The organism is Pseudomonas sp. GV105 (assembly GCF_003058185.1).
In the GTDB taxonomy this organism is placed as follows: domain Bacteria; phylum Pseudomonadota; class Gammaproteobacteria; order Pseudomonadales; family Pseudomonadaceae; genus Aquipseudomonas; species Aquipseudomonas veronii.
Genome location: NZ_QBUF01000009.1, coordinates 115,553 through 134,141 on the forward strand (window position 1 = coordinate 115,553; position 18,589 = coordinate 134,141).

At 60.4% G+C, this 18,589-nt stretch carries 16 protein-coding genes and 1 pseudogene; 4 read left to right on the top strand and 13 right to left on the bottom strand.

Annotated elements, in window-relative coordinates; genetic code table 11:
• Position 1: 1 nt before the first annotated feature.
• Positions 2-643: a UvrY/SirA/GacA family response regulator transcription factor gene (gene uvrY / locus C8K66_RS18895; protein ID WP_026140040.1), complete on the bottom strand. Its 642-nt coding sequence runs from the start codon at positions 641-643 to the stop codon at positions 2-4.
• 165 nt (positions 644-808) lie between these two features.
• Complete coding sequence (locus C8K66_RS18900; protein ID WP_108525632.1) at positions 809-1,165, bottom strand: helix-turn-helix domain-containing protein; 357 nt, start codon at positions 1,163-1,165, stop codon at positions 809-811.
• Positions 1,166-1,248: 83 nt separating this feature from the next.
• Between C8K66_RS18900 and C8K66_RS18905 the strand changes: the two genes are divergently transcribed.
• The gene (locus C8K66_RS18905) at positions 1,249-1,488 is read left to right on the top strand and encodes a DNA-binding protein (RefSeq protein WP_046384003.1); all 240 of its coding nucleotides are present in this window, start codon (positions 1,249-1,251) and stop codon (positions 1,486-1,488) included.
• A gap of 55 nt (positions 1,489-1,543) precedes the next feature.
• On the opposite strand, the gene C8K66_RS18910 is transcribed toward C8K66_RS18905, so the two are convergent.
• On the bottom strand, positions 1,544-1,990 hold the full coding sequence (locus C8K66_RS18910) for a GNAT family N-acetyltransferase (protein ID WP_046384004.1): 447 nt from the start codon (positions 1,988-1,990) through the stop codon (positions 1,544-1,546).
• A gap of 1 nt (position 1,991) precedes the next feature.
• A complete protein-coding gene (locus tag C8K66_RS18915; protein WP_108525634.1) occupies positions 1,992-2,759 on the bottom strand; it encodes a carbon-nitrogen hydrolase family protein in 768 nt (255 codons plus the stop codon).
• Between the two features lie 619 nt (positions 2,760-3,378).
• Between C8K66_RS18915 and C8K66_RS18920 the strand changes: the two genes are divergently transcribed.
• Entirely contained in the window at positions 3,379-4,455 is a 1,077-nt protein-coding gene (locus C8K66_RS18920) for a 3-deoxy-7-phosphoheptulonate synthase (protein ID WP_046384006.1), read from the top strand.
• 170 nt (positions 4,456-4,625) lie between these two features.
• On the opposite strand, the gene C8K66_RS18930 is transcribed toward C8K66_RS18920, so the two are convergent.
• The 8 genes and pseudogenes from C8K66_RS18930 to C8K66_RS18965 form a co-directional block, all read right to left on the bottom strand.
• Positions 4,626-5,048, bottom strand: a complete 423-nt coding sequence (locus tag C8K66_RS18930; RefSeq protein ID WP_057003774.1) for a hypothetical protein — start codon at positions 5,046-5,048, stop codon at positions 4,626-4,628.
• Positions 5,049-5,182: 134 nt separating this feature from the next.
• Positions 5,183-8,800 carry a transporter substrate-binding domain-containing protein gene (locus tag C8K66_RS18935; RefSeq protein WP_108525638.1) on the bottom strand — a complete coding sequence of 1,206 codons (3,618 nt, stop codon included), beginning with the start codon at positions 8,798-8,800 and terminating at the stop codon, positions 5,183-5,185.
• Between the two features lies 1 nt (position 8,801).
• Positions 8,802-9,428, bottom strand: coding sequence for a response regulator transcription factor (locus tag C8K66_RS18940; RefSeq protein ID WP_017847071.1), 627 nt, complete (start codon positions 9,426-9,428; stop codon positions 8,802-8,804).
• Positions 9,429-9,729: 301 nt separating this feature from the next.
• The gene (locus tag C8K66_RS18945) at positions 9,730-10,446 is read right to left on the bottom strand and encodes an MgtC/SapB family protein (RefSeq protein ID WP_017847070.1); all 717 of its coding nucleotides are present in this window, start codon (positions 10,444-10,446) and stop codon (positions 9,730-9,732) included.
• Between the two features lie 86 nt (positions 10,447-10,532).
• The gene (gene mgtA, locus C8K66_RS18950; RefSeq protein ID WP_046485891.1) at positions 10,533-13,238 is read right to left on the bottom strand and encodes a magnesium-translocating P-type ATPase; all 2,706 of its coding nucleotides are present in this window, start codon (positions 13,236-13,238) and stop codon (positions 10,533-10,535) included.
• A gap of 582 nt (positions 13,239-13,820) precedes the next feature.
• A pseudogene (locus C8K66_RS31350) lies at positions 13,821-14,075 on the bottom strand (GNAT family N-acetyltransferase); the annotation flags it as partial.
• A 3-nt stretch (positions 14,076-14,078) separates the two neighbouring features.
• Complete coding sequence (locus tag C8K66_RS18960) at positions 14,079-14,423, bottom strand: FKBP-type peptidyl-prolyl cis-trans isomerase (protein WP_017847066.1); 345 nt, start codon at positions 14,421-14,423, stop codon at positions 14,079-14,081.
• Positions 14,424-14,705: 282 nt separating this feature from the next.
• Complete coding sequence (locus C8K66_RS18965) at positions 14,706-14,957, bottom strand: hypothetical protein (RefSeq protein WP_046384010.1); 252 nt, start codon at positions 14,955-14,957, stop codon at positions 14,706-14,708.
• A gap of 313 nt (positions 14,958-15,270) precedes the next feature.
• Between C8K66_RS18965 and C8K66_RS18970 the strand changes: the two genes are divergently transcribed.
• The gene (locus C8K66_RS18970; protein WP_108525640.1) at positions 15,271-16,158 is read left to right on the top strand and encodes a nitrilase family protein; all 888 of its coding nucleotides are present in this window, start codon (positions 15,271-15,273) and stop codon (positions 16,156-16,158) included.
• 12 nt (positions 16,159-16,170) lie between these two features.
• Here the strand turns inward: C8K66_RS18970 and C8K66_RS18975 are convergent, their stop codons facing one another.
• Complete coding sequence (locus C8K66_RS18975) at positions 16,171-16,791, bottom strand: transglycosylase SLT domain-containing protein (RefSeq protein WP_046384012.1); 621 nt, start codon at positions 16,789-16,791, stop codon at positions 16,171-16,173.
• A gap of 185 nt (positions 16,792-16,976) precedes the next feature.
• On the opposite strand from C8K66_RS18975, the gene C8K66_RS18980 reads away from it, so the two are divergent.
• On the top strand, positions 16,977-18,473 hold the full coding sequence (locus C8K66_RS18980; RefSeq protein WP_046485900.1) for a helix-turn-helix transcriptional regulator: 1,497 nt from the start codon (positions 16,977-16,979) through the stop codon (positions 18,471-18,473).
• Positions 18,474-18,589 lie beyond the last annotated feature (116 nt).

Sequence of the window (18,589 nt, forward strand, 5' to 3'; positions counted from 1 at the left end):
GTCAGGCGCTGGCGTCCACCATGCCGTGGCGCACCGCGAGCAGGGTCAATTCAACATCACTGCTGATGGCGAGCTTCTCGAAAATGCGATAGCGGTAGGTGTTGACGGTCTTGGGGGACAGGCACAGCTTGTCGGAGATGGCCTGCACCTTCTGGCAGCCGACAATCATCAAGGCGATCTGGATTTCACGCTCCGACAGCACGTCAAACGGCGAATCGCTGGTGGGCTGGAAGGACTTGATCGCCAACTGCTGCGCAATCTGCGGGCTGATGTAGCGCTGGCCGGCAAATACCAGGCGAATGGCTTGTACCATCTCCGCCAGGCCTGCGCCCTTGGTCAGGTATCCCGCCGCCCCCGCCTGCAGCAGACGTGTAGGAAACGGGTCTTCTTCGCACACGGTGACCACCACGACTTTGATATCCGGGTGGCTGCGCAACAATTTGGTAGTGGCGCCAAGGCCGCCGATCCCAGGCATCTTGACGTCCATCAACACCACATCGGGTTTCAACTCCCGGGCCTTGATCAGGGACTCTTCACCCGATTCAGCCTGGCCGACTACTTGCAGGCCATCGATGTCAGCCAGCATTCGTGTAATGCCTGTACGAACGAGATCATGGTCATCGACTACTAGCACCCTAATCAAGCAGACACCTCGCGATATGGTCTTATAGGTTGCTGAACACCTTAGCAAAAAACCAAGGCGCAGACCTAGTTGCAAGTGTCATATATATAGCGCTTGACGCCGGGAAGCGCGCCCGTCGAACGACGCGCAACGCTATTTCCTGGGGGAAAGGTCAGGAATCCCGGGCTACAGCTTGGATTTACCATTCATTATCAACATTGACGAATGTTCAGCCAAGGTTGAGGTCAATCGGTGGATCGCATCCTGGTCCTCTTTGAACATCGCCCGATAGTTGCCCAGCACCTTTTCTTCGATCTGACTCAAGTTATCCATTTGCGCCGGCGTGGGAGCGCCTGTTAATACGTACAGAAGATCCACGCCTCTTTCGGCCACACGCGATAAATAATCGGCCTTCGGCGCCCGCCCGCCGTTTTCGTATTTGCCTTGTGCGTTCGCTTCAACGCCTCCAATTTCACCAAACACTTTTTGCGACAACCCAAGCCGCTCTCTTTCCTGCCTTAGACGCAAACCGATTCTACTCATTTGGATGTATGATCCTAAATTGGCACACCCCAAGAGGTGATACGCTGATCCCTTGGTTACACAAACTTGAACGGTTTTGAACTATGCCCGGAATTCGTACTGCTGCACAAGCCAAGGCTTGGCTTGAACACCAAGGTAAGTCGGTTCAAGCGTTCGCCCGGGAACACGGTGTCGACCCGGCAACCACGTATCAGGTGCTCGCTGGGCGCAAGAAAGGACGGCGGGGAGAGGCCCATAAGGTAGCGGTCCTTCTGGGCATGAAAGAAGGCATCATCCTTGCCGAGAATGAGCCTCTGAGGCAGGAACAAGAAATATTGCCCTAGGTTCAGTATGCGCTTATTAAGCCGTTGTGCCTGTTTTGCGCAAATGAGTCACTTATTAGTCTGCGGACATGGGCCGACAATCGCGTTCCATGCACCAGAAGCACGCTTCCTCACCCGCAACTTGCAAGCCCTTGCGCTGATAAAGCCTTTTTGCCGGATTGGTTTTAAACACGGTCAACCGTAAAAGACCGCGACCTTGACCGCACGCTTTGAGCGCCATTTGCTCCAGTACCCAGCTGCCTGCTCCACGGCCACGGAACGGTTCGAGAATATGCAACTCGCGAATGTACAGCGCCTGGCTGTCGCGACTCAGGCTGATAAAGCCCACCACGGTATCGTCGCTGCAGATCAGCCAATTCTCGCGCCCCGCCCAGGCCACGTCGAAACCATCGTTGGACCACAGCAAACGGTATTGCGCGTAGTAGCCGCGCATGGCTTCGTAGGTCAGCGTCCGGGCAAATGAGCGGTCCTGGTCAGTCGCCGCGCGCAAGTGAAACGTCATGTCATCGCGCCCCTTCAGCCCACAGTGCTACCGCTTGACCGGTCCAGCGCCCGCCATCGCGACGGGCAATGACCAGCGCGTCGCCCACCCCCGGCGCGGCGGCAAGCACCTGCCCATCGGCGCCCCAGATAGCACTGCGCCCCGCGCACGCCCAGCCGCCCGAGGGGCCACCGTGATTGGCCATCAATACCACCAGGCCATGCTCGGCGGCGTAGCCCTGGAGCAACGCACTGTCCGTTGCGTAGCCGCCTTCACTGATCAGCACGCCGGCGGCGTATACAGTGGCGCCCGCTTGCGCAGCCTGACGTGCATGGCTGGCGTGGGAAAAGTCGGCGCAGACCGCCAGCGCGATCCGATCATCCCGCCACTCAAGCACGTCACCGCCCTGCCCCGCGACAAACGCCACCTCTTCGCCGGGATGCAGATGCTGCTTGGTGTAAACCGCAAGCGAACCGTCTGCTCCCAGCACCAACGCGGCGATCGACACGCCCGCCCCTGGCGCCAAGCGGATCGGCATGCCCACCACCGCCGTCAAGCGCAGCTCCCGCGCCATCTCGCGCAGCGGCGTCAACAGCGCGTCCTCGGGGGCGATTGCCAGCTCAGCCGCCAAGGACGGTTCATACCCGCTCAACGACAGCTCCGGAAACACCAGCACTTGCACACCCTGCTCAGCCGCGGCGCGCATGAACGCCAGGTGCCGCAGGATATTGGCCGGTACGTCGCCGGCGATGGAAACGGATTGAGCAGCGGCAAGGGTCAAGGCAGTCATGGTTGCGTCCCGGCAAGCATTATTGAGTGGCCACCAGCATATCGACACTCACCCCATAGTCGTAAGTACCTCCACGCAATAGAAATTACCGATTGAATCCACCCGTGCGCCTCTAGTAAGCTGCCACCATCATTTGGAGAGCCACCATGTTGCAACTCACCCACACCCAGGTTTGCCCTGCTGCCAGCGCCTCGCGCTCGGTATCGGCTACCCGTGTGAACGGTTTGAGCGCACTGGTCAGCTTTTATTTTGGGTATTGGTTTAGCCACTGGCGCGCCTGATACCTGAAATCGGCGCCCACTGCTCAAGGGGTCGCCTACCAGAGAAATCTAACCCCCGGTCGGCTCCCCGATCGGGGGTTTTGTTTTTTCAGCCCTGAACACTTTGTTTGATCAAGACCATTTAAAGGAATCACGACATGAACTACGCCACCTATTACCGCTACGACACCAGCACTGCATGGCGATTTAGCAAGCTCCGCTCGGGACAGCCTGCCGCCTCCGATCGGTCACCTATCGGTGGCAAGCCAACACACGTAGCCACTACGGCCAATTGTCGAACACCCCAGTAGGGCAGAGCGTGCGGGAATCGCCCGCCGCTTGCCCAGGAAGCCTTGAAGATGAACTCCTCCGTCGCCGCTCTGCCCGTTTCTACCCTGACCAGCGCCAATGAAGCGCTGACCCTGCGCTTGCCCAGTTCCCTTGAACTCAAGCACCAGTTACCTCTCAGCCCATTCCTCAATGAGCAAATCCACGCCCATCGCCAAGCCGTGCGCGCCATTCTCAATGGCGAAGATTCACGTTTGCTGGTGATCGTCGGTCCGTGTTCGATCCACGACCCGGAATCGGCCATGGAATACGCACGCAACCTGAAGAAACTGGCGTTGGACGTCAGCGACCAGATGCTGCTGGTAATCCGCGCCTACGTCGAAAAACCACGCACCACCATTGGCTGGAAAGGCCTGGCCTACGACCCGCACCTGGATGGCAGCGATGACATGGCCGCCGGCCTCAGCCTGTCCCGCGAACTGATGCGTGAGATGCTGCGCCTGGGCCTGCCGGTCGCCACCGAGTTGCTGCAACCGATGGCCGCCGGCTACTTCGACGACCTGCTCAGTTGGGTCGCCATCGGCGCACGCACCACCGAGTCGCAGATCCACCGCGAAATGGCCAGCGGCCTGGGCATGCCCGTCGGCTTCAAGAACGGCACCGACGGCGGCGTCGCCATTGCCTGCGATGCGATGCGCTCGGCGTCCCACCCGCACCGGCACTTCGGCGTCGACAGCCAGGGCCACCCGGCGATCATCCAGACCCCGGGCAACCCCGACACCCACCTGGTGTTGCGCGGCGGTCACCGTGGGCCGAACTACGATGCGCAGAGCGTGGCCCAGGTGAAACAGGACCTGGCCAAGTCCAAGGTGACCGCGCGGATCATGGTCGATTGCAGCCATGCCAACAGTGGCAAAGACCCGCTGCGTCAGCCGGCAGTGTTCAATGAAGTGCTGGAGCAACGCCTGCAGGGCGACACTTCGCTGATCGGCATGATGCTCGAAAGCCACGTGTTCGAAGGCTGCCAACCATTGGGCCCGGCGATGAAATACGGCGTGTCGGTGACCGACGGTTGCCTGGGTTGGGACAGCACCGAGCAGCTGTTGCGCAGCGCAGCTCAACGCTTGCGCGAACACGCCATCGGCTGAGCAATGGACACCGGCTTGCCTGCAAAGCGCGGGCAAGCCGGACGGCCGCCAACCTGGAGAGCAACCTCAAGCCCCTGCAACTGACCTTGAGCGCTGCCGACATGCTGCAGGTTGCGGGCCGTGACGGGGCCAGCGCCCAACAGCCCCAATGGCATCGCGCCGACGCGGAACTAAACCCCGGCCACCGGCGTGCGCGATAATTCCCGCAGCCAGGGCAATACCCGCAAGCCCGCGGCGGCCTCGGGTGGGTCGATGATGTCCATGAAGTGCTCAAGATTGATGTTATCCGGTACGCCGGGCAAGCGGACCAGTACCTGCGGTGTCGAGCCGACGGGTACGCCCAGGTCCAAGTGATCGTAGACCAGCACGTGGCGTACCTGGGCCTGCGGCCCACCGGCGTGGGTCGCCAAGCCTGCATTGACGATCAGCACATCAAAGGGTTCGGCCGGGATCGCCGTGAGGATCTGGACCTCTTCAAAGGTTTGCACCGGCACAATCCGGTGATACCCCAATCGGTTGAGCATTTTTTCGATATACAACCGTTGCAGGTGCTGTTCATCGGCAATCAGGATGGTCAGTGCTTTGTTCGGCATGGCAAACCCCTGGCAGGCTGTGCTCGTTGAATGAGAGCAGCCCATTTTCCAGACATATCCCGCAGACAAAATCAGGCATGTTCCCCCTTCATGTAGGAGTTGTCCCAAATCCACCGAATAACCACCCAACCGCGTCAAGGTTGATTGCAATAAACGCTCAAGCTGTGATGCAAATCATCGATCGCCTGCTCGACGTCCTCAACCGCTGCCCCCAACGCCTGGAGGTCCTGCCGTTCGCACACGGCCTCCAAGGTTTCGCAACAAGCGATCAGCGCGTGCGCCTTGACCATCCGCGCGCCGCCTTTGGCGCGGTGTGCCAGGTCATGCAACTGGGCAAAGTCGGCCTGACGTCGCAATGACGGCAATAGCCGTTGATCGGCTTCCAGACTGTCGAGCAGCGGCATCAACAATTCGTTGAGCGCGGCATGATCGTCCCCCGTCAGCATGATCAGCGCTCCCAGATCGAACGCCGGTTCGGCTTGCGGCTCGCATAGGCTCGCCATGCGCGGCGCCAGGGCCGATCGCAAGTCTTCGAGCCCGGTGGGCTTGAACAGGCACCCGTCCATGCCCGCCTGGCGACAGCGCTCGGCTTCTTCGGGTTGGGCATTGGCGGTAAACCCCAGCAGCAGGCACGGCACCAGGCCTCGCTCGTGCTCTTGAGTACGAATATCCCGCGCCAATGTGTAACCGTCCTTCAGAGGCATATTGCAATCGGTGATCACGCCATCAAAGTGCCCGGCCTGCCACAGCGCAAGCCCCTGCACACCGTCCTCGGCCGTGGTAATGCGATGCCCCAGGAAGCTCAACTGCCGGGCCAGCAGCAAACGGTTGGCCGGGTAGTCATCCACCACCAGGATACTCAACGCGCGTGTCGGTGGGCTGTGCGGAGCAGGCGCCGAAGCCGGCACCGGCAGCGCGGCCGCCAGGCTCAGCGCCACACTCACGTCCACCCGGGTGCCCTGCCCCAACACGCTGCTCAGGTGCAACTGACCGCCCATCATTTCGCACAGACTGCGACTGATCACCAACCCCAGGCCGGAACCGCTGCGCGCCGATTGTTCAGCGTTGCTGCCCTGGCTGAACGGGTTGAACAGCCGCTGCTGGTCCTGAGCACTGATGCCCATACCGGTGTCTTGCACCCACAACCTGAGCCATAGTTGATCCTCGGCGACATCGCCCTGGGCGCCCAATTGCACCTGGCCTTTGCTGGTGAACTTGATGGCATTGCTGAGCAGGTTCGAAACCACCTGCTTGAAGCGCAGCGGGTCGATCAGCACCGGGCGATCGAGCGCCGGATCGAGCGTCACGCGCAGCGCCAGCCCTTTGGCCCGCGCGAGGCCTTCGAAAACCCGCACCACCGAGGCCAGCAGCTCACGCAGGTTGGCGGGCTCCTGGGCCAGGGACAGGTGGCCGGATTCGATCCGGGCGATGTCCAGGATGTCGCCGATCAATTCCAGCATGCCGCGCGAGGCCACCGACGCCACTTCCAGCGCATCGCGATCCGCCCGACCTTGCTCGGCGCTTTTGAGCGCCAGCTCGATCATGCCGATCACCGCGTTCATCGGCGTCCGGATCTCGTGGCTCATGGTGGCCAGGAACGTCGTCTTGGCGCGGTTGGCGGCGTCGGCATCGTCCTTGGCTTCCTGCAACTGGCCTAGCAAGCGGTGGCGCTCACTCACATCCACCCAGCCGGCAATCATGCCCACGACCTTCTCGTCGCCGTCGCGGTACGGCAGCATCCAATGGTAAATCGTGAGGACTTCGCCGCCCGGCACCCTGAGGATCCGGTCATGAATCTGCGGCTCGCCCCGCGCCATCAACTTCAGGTAGTCGTCATGGTACGACTGGGCTTGCGGCGGGTTACCGGTGTCGGTTTCCACCACGGTCTTGCCGATCACGTCTTCGAGCTTGAAACCGAACACGTCGAGGTAGGCATTGTTGCAGGCCATCAACCGCCCCTGGCGATCGCGCACGTAAATCGGGTGAGGCGTGCCGTCGATCAACACGCTCATAAAGCGCATCTGATCGCTCAACGCCCGCTCGGCCTGGGCGCGCTTGCGAATCAGGCTGCGCAGGTAAAAGGCCCAGCACAGGGTGATCAACAACAGCACCGCGGCGAGACTGAAACCCTGGATGATTGCGTTGCGATGGCGCAGCCAGTAGCTGTCTTCAATGATGATCTCGCTGCGCCAGTGATTGGTCAGTTCATCCAGCTCCTCAGGTGTGATGCTCAACAATGCCTTGTCGAGGATCGAATACAACTCCAGTTGGCTGCGGTTGACGCCAAACGTGATCCGCGCCGGCTCCGTGCCGACGGTGCTGGTCATACGCAAGCGGTCGCGGTAATGACGCGCGATCATGTAGCGCGCACTGATGAGCGAAATAACAGTCGCATCGGCCCCGCCATTGGCCACCAACTCCATGGCGGCTTCGGGGTTTGCGCTGTCGATAAACTCAATACCGGGGTAATCCCGCGCGATTTGCTCACCCAGGCTGTTGCTGCGAATGAACGCCAGGCGCTTTCCGGGCAAGTCCTCCAGGGTAACCAGCCGCTCGTCTTCGGCGCGCACCACCAGCACATACGGGTTGGACAGGTAAGGCCGGGTGAAGCGCAACTTCTCGGTCCGCTCGACGCTGGGGGTAATCACCGCCAGCATGTCTGCCTGTCCAGCATTGACCTCATCGATTTGTCGAGGCAACGAACTGCCCTTCACCACATCGAACTTCAGGCCCGTGCGCAAGCTGATCCGCGCCAGCACCTCCGCGCTAAGCCCTTCGAATTGCCCTTGCTCATTGAAAAACGACAATGGCACGAACTTGTCGAGCACCGCCACTTTCACCCGCGGGTGTTTCTCCAGCCAGCGCTGCTCGCTGTCACTCAGGCGCAGCCGTTCGGCTTCCATGAAACCGCTGCCACCAGCACTCCAGCGGCGCAGAATATCCATCTGCTGGTTGACCGGCACGATGGCCAACGCGGCGTTGATGATATTGCGCAGGCGAATATTGTCCTTGGTGAACGCAAACCCGAAAGGGTTGACCTCCAGGCCGGAAAAATCCGCCACGCGCACGTTATTGAGGTGGTTCTTGTTGATCAGGTACCGGGTGCTGATGGCATCGCCCAGGTACGCATCGGCCCGGCCGAACGCCACCGCACCGATGGCTTCGAAGGTCGAGGCAAACAGTTGCAACTGCGCGTGGGGGTAGAACCGCTGCACGGCATCGGGCTGCATGTAGTGATACAGCATGGCCACGCGTTTGCCGGCCAAGTCCGCGCTCAGGGCCTGGGTGTCTCCGATGCGGGTGACCAGGGTGGGTTGATCGTTGGCGTAAGAGCGTGACAGCTCCAACTCAGGGTCTGCGGCTTCATAGCCGTTGGCCGAGCCAACGAAATCCACCGCGCCCTGCTTGAGCGCTTCAATCACTTCATCGCGGGTGTCGTAGCGTCGCACCTCGATGATGATATTCAACGCCTGCGCCACCAGCGCCGCATAATCGGCGGTAATGCCCTCAAGCTCGTCGTTGTTGTTGCTCAGGTCGAATGGCGCGTAATCCGGCGCCGACACCCCCATCACCAACGTGCGCCGCTCACGTAGCCAGCGCCAGTCGGTTTCATCCAGTATCAGGCGGGGGTTTTCGAGCTGAGAGTGCCCCAACAGGCGCAGCGCGTGTGGCTGATCGACGGCCACTGCGAGCATGGGCAACAGGCCCATCAACATGATAGCGGCGAGCCGCCTGAACGCAGTGGCAGTCATTTCAGATCAAGTGATTGCGCTGGGCGAACTTGGATAAATGCACGACGGAGGACATGCGCAACTTCTCCTTCAGGCGGGTTTTGTACGTGCTGATGGTCTTGTGGCTCAGCAGCATGTCCTCGGCGATTTCCTTGTTGCCCAGGCCCAGGGCCAGCTTCTGCAGCACCGTCAACTCGCGGTCCGAAAGAGCTTCCACCAACTCGTGCTCGGAGGTCTGCAAATCATCGCGGCGCACCGAACTGGTGGGCAGGCTGGGAAAGCAGCTGTAGTTGCACATCACAGCCTTGATTGCTTTTTGCAGCTCGTCCAACTCGCCGGTCTTGGCGACAAACCCCATGGCACCGGCCCGCATGCACCGGGTCGAAAAAAACACCGCCAAGTAGGACGTGAGCACCAGGATCTTGCACGGCAGGCCCAAGGCCTTGATCCGACTGATGACCTCCAGGCCACCCAACTTGGGCATCGCCAGGTCGAGAATCACCAGGTCCGGGCGCCCTTCTCTGGCCTTCTGCACGGCATCCGCGCCATTACCCGCTTCATCAATTTCAGTAAAACCTTCCTGCTTCAACAGAAATTTGACAGTGGCACGAATAAACGGGTGGTCATCCACTACTAACGCTTTGCTCATAAAACACCCCTGAGAGGACAAAGTACGCTGACACATCACACGGGATCCAGCCACCTGTGAGAATTGACAGTCCCGACGAACGGTACAGTCCCTCAGAGCGCCAACAGACGGGTGCCTGGTCCCTTCCCTTGAAAATCACCACGAACATATGAAGCCGTATCATTGCTGCCGGCCAGCCGCAGCGATCAACCTTAGCAATGGGGTGATGTTTCTTACGAAGGGATAATCCTGACTGCGTGTAGGACTTTTCCTTACAAAAGCAAAGCCAATCCTGGGTATGCCTAGGCTTGACCAGGGTGGATCAGTCGGTGGTACTTGGGCTCCAGAAAGCCTGCACCACCAGGCTCGACATGGAAATGCGCGTCACCAGGGCGTCCAGTTCATCACCGTCCACGGAAGTGGCCGCCAGGGTCGCCTCGATCTCCACTTCTTCGCTGCCAAACGGGCGCACATCGACATCGCTGGCGGGGTAGTTGCAACGTGCCAGCTCGGCTTCCAGCAACACCATGACCGCCTGTTGCTGGCTACGCCGTGCAATCACATAGAGGATGTTGGTCACCTCCGCCGACACCACATCCAGCGGCTGGCGGTTGATGTTATTGACGATCGGCCGCAGCAGCGTATTGGCCGCCAGTACGAACAGCGTGCCCAGCAGCGCTTCGAGGATCAGGTCGGCACCGGCACAGGCGCCCACCGCGGCCGAGGCCCAGAGGGTGGCGGCGGTGTTGAGCCCGCGCACGTTGCCTTCTTCGCGCATGATCACGCCGGCCCCCAGAAAGCCGATGCCCGACACCACATAGGCGACCACCCGCACAGCACCGTCTGCACCGCCCAGGCGGTTGGCCATGTCGACGAAAATCGCCGCGCCCACTGCGACCAGCACGTTGGTGCGCAAGCCCGCCGTGCGCTGGCGGTACTGGCGCTCGAAGCCGATCAAGCCGCCGAGGATAAACGCGGCGGTCAGGCTGACCACGGTATCGATCAGGGAATCGAGGTTGATGTTGTTGATTGCCTGCATAAAAACTCCATGAATGCGGCGGCAGCCCCACTGCCATCGCGGGCAGGCCCGGCTCCCACCGGGCCCAGGGGCGTTCGATACAACTGTTATTGCCAGCCAAACTTACGGATGTAGTAGCCCTTCACCGCTTGGGTCAACGCCATGTACCCCAACAGAATCACGGGCAGGAACACAAAGTACAGCGACGGCAACGCCTGCAGTTTGAAGTAGTGCGCCAGCGGCCCCATCGGCAGGAAAATCCCTACAGCCATGATCACCCCCGTCATCACCATCAGCGGCATTGCCGCACGGCTTTGCAGGAACGGGATTTTCGGGGTGCGGATCATATGTACGATCAGCGTCTGGGTCAGCAACCCCACCACGAACCAACCCGACTGGAACAGGGTCTGGTGGTCCGGGGTGTTGGCATCGAACACATACCACATGAGTGCGAACGTGGTGATGTCAAAGATCGAACTGATCGGCCCGAAAAACAGCATGAAACGGCCCACATCCCCCGGTTGCCAGCGTTGCGGCTTGGCGAGCATTTCTTCATCGACGTTATCGAATGGAATCGCGATCTGCGAAATGTCGTACAGCAGGTTCTGCACCAGCAAATGCATGGGCAGCATCGGCAGGAACGGAATGAACGCACTGGCGACCAACACCGAAAACACGTTGCCGAAGTTGGAGCTGGCGGTCATTTTGATGTACTTGAGCATGTTGGCGAAGGTGCGCCGGCCTTCGAGCACGCCCTCCTCCAGGATCATCAGGCTCTTTTCCAGCAGGATGATGTCAGCCGCTTCCTTGGCGATGTCCACCGCGCTGTCCACCGAAATACCGATATCGGCCGTGCGCAGCGCCGGTGCGTCGTTGATCCCATCGCCCATGAAGCCCACCACATGGCCGTTGGCCTTGAGCAGGCGCACGATGCGTTCCTTGTGCGACGGCGTCAGCCTGGCGAATACGTTGGTGGTTTCCACGGCCTTGGCCAGTTCGGCGTCGGTCATGTCCTCGATGTCGTTGCCCATCAGCAGGCCTTGCTGCTCCAGGCCCACTTCGCGGCAGATCTTGGCGGTGACCAGTTCGTTATCGCCCGTCAGCACTTTGACGGCCACGCCGTGGGCTTTGAGGGCCTTGAGGGCAGGCGCGGTGCTTTCCTTGGGCGGATCGAGGAAGGCCACATAACCGATCAACGTCAGGTTTTTTTCATCCGCCAGGTTGTAGGTATCGCGCCCCGCTGACATCGGCTGCGCGGCGACCGCGACCACCCGCAAGCCTTCTTCGTTGAATGCCGCGGTCACTTGGCGGATGCGCGCCAGCAACTCATCGGTCAGCGCTTCGTTGGAGTCACCGTGGCGCACCCGGTTGCACACCGACAGAATCTCTTCCACCGCGCCTTTGCAGATCAACAGGTGCGGCTGGCCTTGCTCGGCCACCACCACCGACATCCGGCGCCGGTTGAAGTCGAACGGGATCTCATCGACCTTCTGGAACGCGGTGGCGACTTTCAGCTCGCGATGCACTTCCACGTGTTCCAGCACCGCCACGTCCAGCAGGTTTTTCAGACCGGTCTGGTAGTAACTGTTGAGGTAGGCCATTTCCAGCACGTCGTCGGACTCTTCGCCCCACACGTCCACATGGCGCGCCAGGAAAATCTTGTCCTGGGTCAGCGTGCCGGTTTTGTCCGTACACAGTACGTCCATGGCGCCGAAGTTCTGGATCGCGTCCAGGCGCTTGACGATGACCTTTTTGCGCGACAGAAACACCGCGCCCTTGGCCAGCGTCGAGGTGACGATCATCGGCAGCATTTCCGGGGTCAGGCCCACGGCAATCGACAGCGCGAACAGTAGCGCTTCGGTCCAGTCGCCCTTGGTGAAACCGTTGATGAACAACACCAGCGGCGCCATCACGAACATGAAGCGGATCAGCAGCCAACTGACTTTGTTGACGCCCTGCTGGAACGAGGTGGTCGCGCGATCCGTGGCGGTGACGCGCTGGGCCAACGCGCCGAAATAGGTGCTGTTGCCGGTGGTCAGAATCACTGCCGTCGCTGCGCCGGACACCACGTTGGTGCCCATGAACAGGATGTTTTCCAGGTCCAGCGGGTTGCGCGTCTTGGCATCCTTCTGCTGGGCGAACTTCTCCACCGGCATCGATTCGCCGGTCATCGCCGCCTGGCTGACGAACAGGTCCTTGGCATTGAGCACGCGGCAGTCGGCGGGGATCATGTCGCCGGCCGACAGCACGATCAGGTCGCCCGGCACCAGTTGCTTGATCGGCAGCTCGATGGGCTTGGCCGCCTCGCGGCGCAACACCGTCGCGGTATTGCTCACCATGTCCTTGAGTGCGTCGGCAGCCTTGTTCGACTTGGCCTCCTGCCAGAAACGCAGCAGGGTCGACAGCACCACCATGGAAAAAATCACCGTGGCGGCCTTCATGTCTTCGGTCAGCCAGGAGATCACCGCCAGCAAGGTCAGCAGCAGGTTGAAGGGGTTCTTGTAGCAATGCCACAGGTGGACCCACCAGGGCAGCGGCTGTTCGTGTTCGACTTCATTGAGGCCGTATTGCTCCCGCAACGCGTCGGCTTCCTGGGCGTCCAAGCCTTCGGCGTGACTGCCCAGGGTGCCCAGCAATTGTTCCGCGCCGCTGTTGGCCGCAGCCACCAGGGTTTGCGCCAGGCTCGGCGGGACTTCGCGGCTGACGCTGGCGTCAGTGACGCTGTCGAGCAGTGCCAGGCGACGGAAATGCCGAGCGATATGCCGGGTCCGCAGGAAGCCGGCAAAGAACTCTTTCAACAGAGTGAAGTTCATGGTGTTACTCCTGCGCGAGGAAACCGTCGTGCAGGTACGGCCAACTGCGCCGCGCCCGATCAAAAAGGCACAGCCAGCCTGGCCCGCCCGCCGCAAAAAGGCAGGCGCGTCCGTAGCAACCTGAGGTGAATCAGGTGCTGGTCAGCGTCGATGAGAGTGGATCGAGGCAGGCGCCAGAACTGGTCGCTGCCGGGATGCCGCTTCTCGCTGTTTGGCGAGACAACGGCATCGGAAGAATGCGCGTTACCTTGCCAAGTCTGTGCCGGTTACCGAAACCGGCCGACGACTGTCACTTGAACAAGTACCCACTGAGGGTCTCCGCTATTGATGAAAACGCGCGAAGCTTACGCCCCGATTACAGGAGAGTAAACCGTAGGAAAGTACCTGCATGATGAATAAGAGGATTCTTCAGGATGGGTTCAGGAACCCCTATCTTGAAGCCCTCCAAGGCTTAAATGTGGGAGGGAGCTTGCTCCCGATGGCGATGGTGCAGCTAGAGATAAGCTAACTGCCCCACCGCCAGCGGGAGCAAGTCGAGTCGTCGTACCGCCCCTCCCACAGGTTGAATGTGTCTATCCGCAGCTAAGGTGCAACAGGTCGATCTCGCGGCACCCGTATCAGGTAATCATCCACCTGCCCACCCACCAGCGCCTTGACCTGAGTCGACACCGTATTCAGCTGTCGCCCCATCCTGATCCCCTCGCGAATACGCACCGGCACATACCCCAGTTTCGGCCAGAAACGCTCGGCCTTGCGATTACCGACCACCACCGTCAGGCGCGGCCACTCGGCACCCTGCGTGACGGCCCATGCTTCGAGGTCGGCGTGTAACCGCCGCCCTCAATCATCACGCGTCAGTACTTCCAGCAATTCAATTTCAAAGCGCAAAGGGCTGTTCGGCTTGATATGCGCGCCCATCGAACGTTCGCCATACGCCAGGTGCGCCGGTACGAACAATGTGCGTACACCGCCGACTTGCATGCCCATCAACCCCTGATCCCAGCCCTTGATCACCCGGCCCGTTCCAATCACACACTGAAACGGCTTGCCCCGTTCCCACGACGAATCGAACACCGTGCCATCTTCCAGGGTGCCGGTGTATTGAGTGGTGATCAACGCGCCCTTGACCACGGCCTTGCCGGTGCCGGGGCGGATGTCGGTGATCTGGAGTTGTTCGTCGCTCATGGGGGGCTCTCGTTGACTGCGCAAAGGCTGGGGTTTTCCCAGAATTGGGTGGGTTTGGCAAGTGTAGGAAGCGTCGGCTCAATGACATTTCTCTTTAACCTGCGGGGCGTTTCCGCCGGCTGGGCAGCACCTCGCGCACAGGCGCTATTTCGAGATCGCACTCGGTGAACATAATCGAGGGGGCGGTGAATTGATCGCTGGAGTGCATGCTGCCGAGCTGAACCGGCGGCACGCGTTGTGAGGAGGGACGATTGCCTCACCACAACAAAAGCAATCACCGCCTCAAAGCTCAAGGCCGGATAGTAAGGTTTTGTCGCGAGAGAGCAGACCTAGTGTCTGCAACACGTCATTGACTGCGCCGACAACGCCCACATTTTTAGGCTGGGGCTTCCCATCGACAACATCCTTCAACGCTGTCAAAAACTCCACCCGGCCCGAATCGACCTTATCGGACTTGCTGTCCTTGGATGAGATACGGCCCTGGGCAGTATTAATCTCTTTATCAAGGTAAGCGCTAAATTCAGACTTTTTCATTGTCAGTTTCCTTCTTCAACAATGCGTGAGGGCACACGCAACAGCTTAAGAAGCTCACTGCATCCTGCCTACTGTCAGAGTTCACAGGTCTGTACCAGTCGCCGGGTGTCGTTCTCACAACCAATGCTAGTGCATGTCGATCCAATTTCGCTGGGACCGAAAGACCTGACCTCTCTCCACGAATAGGGGCAGCGAACTATCAAGAGCCCACTGACACCTCAACCGGAAGCGCCCGATTTTCTCCCGCCCGTCAGATCACCTCTTATGGAGCGCCAGCCACTTCGGCGGTAACCATCCAAAGAGATCACCCACAATGAACCAAGCCACAAGCCCTGTACGTGTTTCTGTTGTGCAATTCGATCCCCAGGTCGGTGTGGACCACCGTACCGCAAACCTGCGACGTAGCCTGGACCTGGCAGCCGCGGCAGCGAACGGCGGCGCCAATCTGATCGTGCTGCCGGAGCTTTCCAACTGCGGTTACTTCTTTTCCAGCCGCAAAGATGCGTTCGATCACGCCGAAGCGGTGCCAGACGGTCCGAGTCTGCGGGCATGGATCGACTTTGCCGGCCGGTACCAGGTCTATCTGGCGGCGGGCCTGAACGAAATCGACGGAGCGCAATTATTCAATACAGCGGTGCTGCTCGGCCCGGACGGTTTTATCGGCAAGTACCGCAAGGCCCATCTATGGAACCTGGAGAAGCTGTGGTTCACCCCGGGAAACACGGGATTTCCAGTCTTCGAGACACCGATCGGGCGGATCGGCATGCTGATCTGTTGGGACATCTGGTTTCCCGAAGTCCCGCGCATTCTCAGCCAGCAGGGTGCCGATATCATTTGCAGCCTGAACAACTGGGTCTGGACGCCGCCCCCGCTGTTCGACGACGCCGGGCGGTGCATGGCGTCCTACCTGACGATGACGGCAGCACACGTCAATAACGTGTTTATTGCCGCCGCCAGTCGAATCGGCGAAGAGCGCGATGCCCGTTACCTGGGGTGTTCGCTGATTGCCGGGACCAATGGGTGGCCTATCGGCAAGGTGGCGTCGGCCAATCGACAGGAAATCCTGTTCGCCGATATCGACCTGAGCAGCGCGCGCAGTGCGCCCATCTGGAACAGCCTCAATGATCTGCAAAGGGATCGGCGGGTTGACCTGTACGATCAGATGCTGGGCTATATGCAGCATCGAGCATTGCCGCGTTGAGCACGAGCGGCCTCACAACCAATGCCAAAACCGGCTCCAGAACCCACGCCCCAAATCATTCTTGCAACCCGCATATTGCTGCGCATACAGCTGCGAGCGAGCCTGCACTTTGCTGGCCACGGGGGGTAGCCAGGCTTTGCTGGCGTAGGTGCGCTGGCGATAGCCGCCCCAGCCTTCGTGGTAGTTCAGGTATTGGCCGTAGGCGTCGTACTTGTAAACGCCGTTGATGGTGTAGGTCTTGTCCATGTACCAACCGACGAAGTCGATGGCGTCGTCGAAGTCCTGACGGCTGGCGCCGCTGCGGCCGGTGCTTTTGCGGTAGTCGTTCCACACTTCATCCTTGGCCTGGGCATAGCCGGCGGCGGTGGAGACGCGGCCCCAGGGGATGATCCACAACAGGTAGTTACGCGGAGCCTTGGCGTCCTGCCGGAAGGCCGATTCCTGGTACATGATGGCGAACGGCAACTGGATCGGCACGCCCCAGCGCTTTTGGGTGACTTGGGCGGCGTCGTACCAGTCGGCCTTTTCGCGAAAGATGCCGCAGAGGTCGTTGGGCGTGCGGGGTGGCGAGGTGCCGCAGGCCGCCAGCAGCGAAGTGAGTAATAACAAGCCGACAGCTTTGCCTGCGTTCAAGATGCACCTTTGCGGGATACGCGTAAAAAGCCGGCATTTTACCCATTCAACGCGGCAGGTGAAGAAAGGAAACGTTCAGCGCCGTGCGCAACAGCAGCGTGCGCCAGATCGCACGGGGCAGTTGCGCTGCACTATCGCGCAGCCTGGGTGTCGTAACTCGCATGCGCCCATTCCCAGGAGAAACCATGAGCCAGGACGTCCTCGCCAAAGAAACCAACCGCCGCCAATTGCAGCAGATCATCTCCGGGTTGTCCGACGGGGTGATTTTGGCCGAGCTCGACCAGACCATCCTCTGGGCCAACGAGGCCGCGCTGACCATGCACGGGGTCAGCGCGGTCGAACACCTGGGCGCCAACAATCAGGCCTATGCCGAGCGGTTCGCCTTGCGCTATCGCAATAACCACCCGCTGTTGCCGGACAACTACCCGCTCAGCCGGGTGGCGGCCGGCGAAGCGTTCAGCGACGTGATCGTGGAAGTCAGCCCCACCGGCGACGACGAGCGCAGTTGGGTCCATCGCCTGCGCAGCCTGGTGCTGACCGATTCACGCGGCGAACCGGAGCTTTTGGTGTTGATCCTCAGCGACGCCACCGAATGGGCGAGTGCCGAGCAGCGCTTCGAAAAAACCTTCAACGCCAACCCCGCGCCCGCCGTGATCTGTCGCCTCAGCGACCTGCGCTATATCAAGGTCAACCAGGGCTTTCTGGAGATGACCGGCTATAACCGCGACCAAGTGATCGGCCGCTCGGTGTATGAACTGGACGTGCTGGAACACGCCGAGCGCAAGGACCTGGCCATCCAGCGCCTGGCCGAAGGCGCGACCATCCCGCAGATGCAGGCCGAATTGCGATTGCCCGAGGGCGGCAGCAAGTTGGTGATCGTGGCCGGCCAGCCGTTGGACATGAACGAGGAAGACTGCATGTTGTTTTCCTTCACCGACCTGGAACCGCGGCGCAAGGCAGAAATCGCCCTGCGCCAGAGTGAGGAGCGCTTCGCCAAGTCGTTCCGCCTGACGCCGGTGCCAACCCTGGTGTGCAACGCCGACAACCGTCAGGTGGTGGATATCAACGAAGCCTTCATGAGCATTACCGGCTACACCAGTGAAGAACTGATCGGCAAAGCCATCGAAGACATCGACTTCATCGACAGCGCCCAAGCCTGCGCGCAGTTGTTCGCCACTCTGGAAAAAGCCGGCAACCTCGACGGGCTGGATCTGAAGGTGCGCAAGAAAGGCGATGAGGTGATCGACTGCGTGGTGTCCGCCGATACCGTGAGCATCCAGGACGTGCCCTGCTACCTGCTGGTGCTGATGAACATCACCGAACGCAAACGCTCGGAGCTGGAACTGGTGGCGGCCATCGAAGAAGTGATGCAGGACGCCTCCTGGTTCAGCCAGACCCTGATCGAAAAGCTGGCCAACGCCAAAGGCGCCAACCGACCCAATGTGCCGGGCATTGCCTTCACTGACCTCACCACCCGCGAGCGCGATGTGCTGGGTTTGATTTGCGAAGGCCTGGCCGACAAAGAGATCGCCTCGCGCCTGAAGCTGGCGCCCAACACGGTGCGTAACCATGTGGCCACGGTGTATTCCAAACTGGGGGTGCATAGCCGTAGTGCAGCGATCGTCTGGGCCCGTGAGCGCGGGCTGTTCGCCGGTGAACTGCGTCTGAAAAACAAGCGCTGAAAGTGCAAATGCACTAGTGCGGCTAGTGCGAATTCGCCTTATTGCGCCTAGGTGTAATGCTTAACCTTCCTGAGGTGGGCACAGGCTTTCGATCCTGTGTCGTCGTATTCCACACC

What these genes read in the sequence shown, in the direction of transcription:
- C8K66_RS18920 (WP_046384006.1), top strand. Translation starts at nt 3,379, where the DNA reads ATGAACTCCTCCGTCGCCGCTCTGCCCGTTTCTACCCTGACCAGCGCC.
- C8K66_RS18940 (WP_017847071.1), bottom strand. Translation starts at nt 9,428, where the DNA reads ATGAGCAAAGCGTTAGTAGTGGATGACCACCCGTTTATTCGTGCCACT.
- C8K66_RS18965 (WP_046384010.1), bottom strand. Translation starts at nt 14,957, where the DNA reads ATGAAAAAGTCTGAATTTAGCGCTTACCTTGATAAAGAGATTAATACT.
- C8K66_RS18930 (WP_057003774.1), bottom strand. Translation starts at nt 5,048, where the DNA reads ATGCCGAACAAAGCACTGACCATCCTGATTGCCGATGAACAGCACCTG.
- C8K66_RS18915 (WP_108525634.1), bottom strand. Translation starts at nt 2,759, where the DNA reads ATGACTGCCTTGACCCTTGCCGCTGCTCAATCCGTTTCCATCGCCGGC.
- C8K66_RS18980 (WP_046485900.1), top strand. Translation starts at nt 16,977, where the DNA reads ATGAGCCAGGACGTCCTCGCCAAAGAAACCAACCGCCGCCAATTGCAG.
- mgtA (WP_046485891.1), bottom strand. Translation starts at nt 13,238, where the DNA reads ATGAACTTCACTCTGTTGAAAGAGTTCTTTGCCGGCTTCCTGCGGACC.
- C8K66_RS18905 (WP_046384003.1), top strand. Translation starts at nt 1,249, where the DNA reads ATGCCCGGAATTCGTACTGCTGCACAAGCCAAGGCTTGGCTTGAACAC.
- C8K66_RS18960 (WP_017847066.1), bottom strand. Translation starts at nt 14,423, where the DNA reads ATGAGCGACGAACAACTCCAGATCACCGACATCCGCCCCGGCACCGGC.
- C8K66_RS18900 (WP_108525632.1), bottom strand. Translation starts at nt 1,165, where the DNA reads ATGAGTAGAATCGGTTTGCGTCTAAGGCAGGAAAGAGAGCGGCTTGGG.
- C8K66_RS18945 (WP_017847070.1), bottom strand. Translation starts at nt 10,446, where the DNA reads ATGCAGGCAATCAACAACATCAACCTCGATTCCCTGATCGATACCGTG.
- C8K66_RS18935 (WP_108525638.1), bottom strand. Translation starts at nt 8,800, where the DNA reads ATGACTGCCACTGCGTTCAGGCGGCTCGCCGCTATCATGTTGATGGGC.
- C8K66_RS18910 (WP_046384004.1), bottom strand. Translation starts at nt 1,990, where the DNA reads ATGACGTTTCACTTGCGCGCGGCGACTGACCAGGACCGCTCATTTGCC.
- C8K66_RS18970 (WP_108525640.1), top strand. Translation starts at nt 15,271, where the DNA reads ATGAACCAAGCCACAAGCCCTGTACGTGTTTCTGTTGTGCAATTCGAT.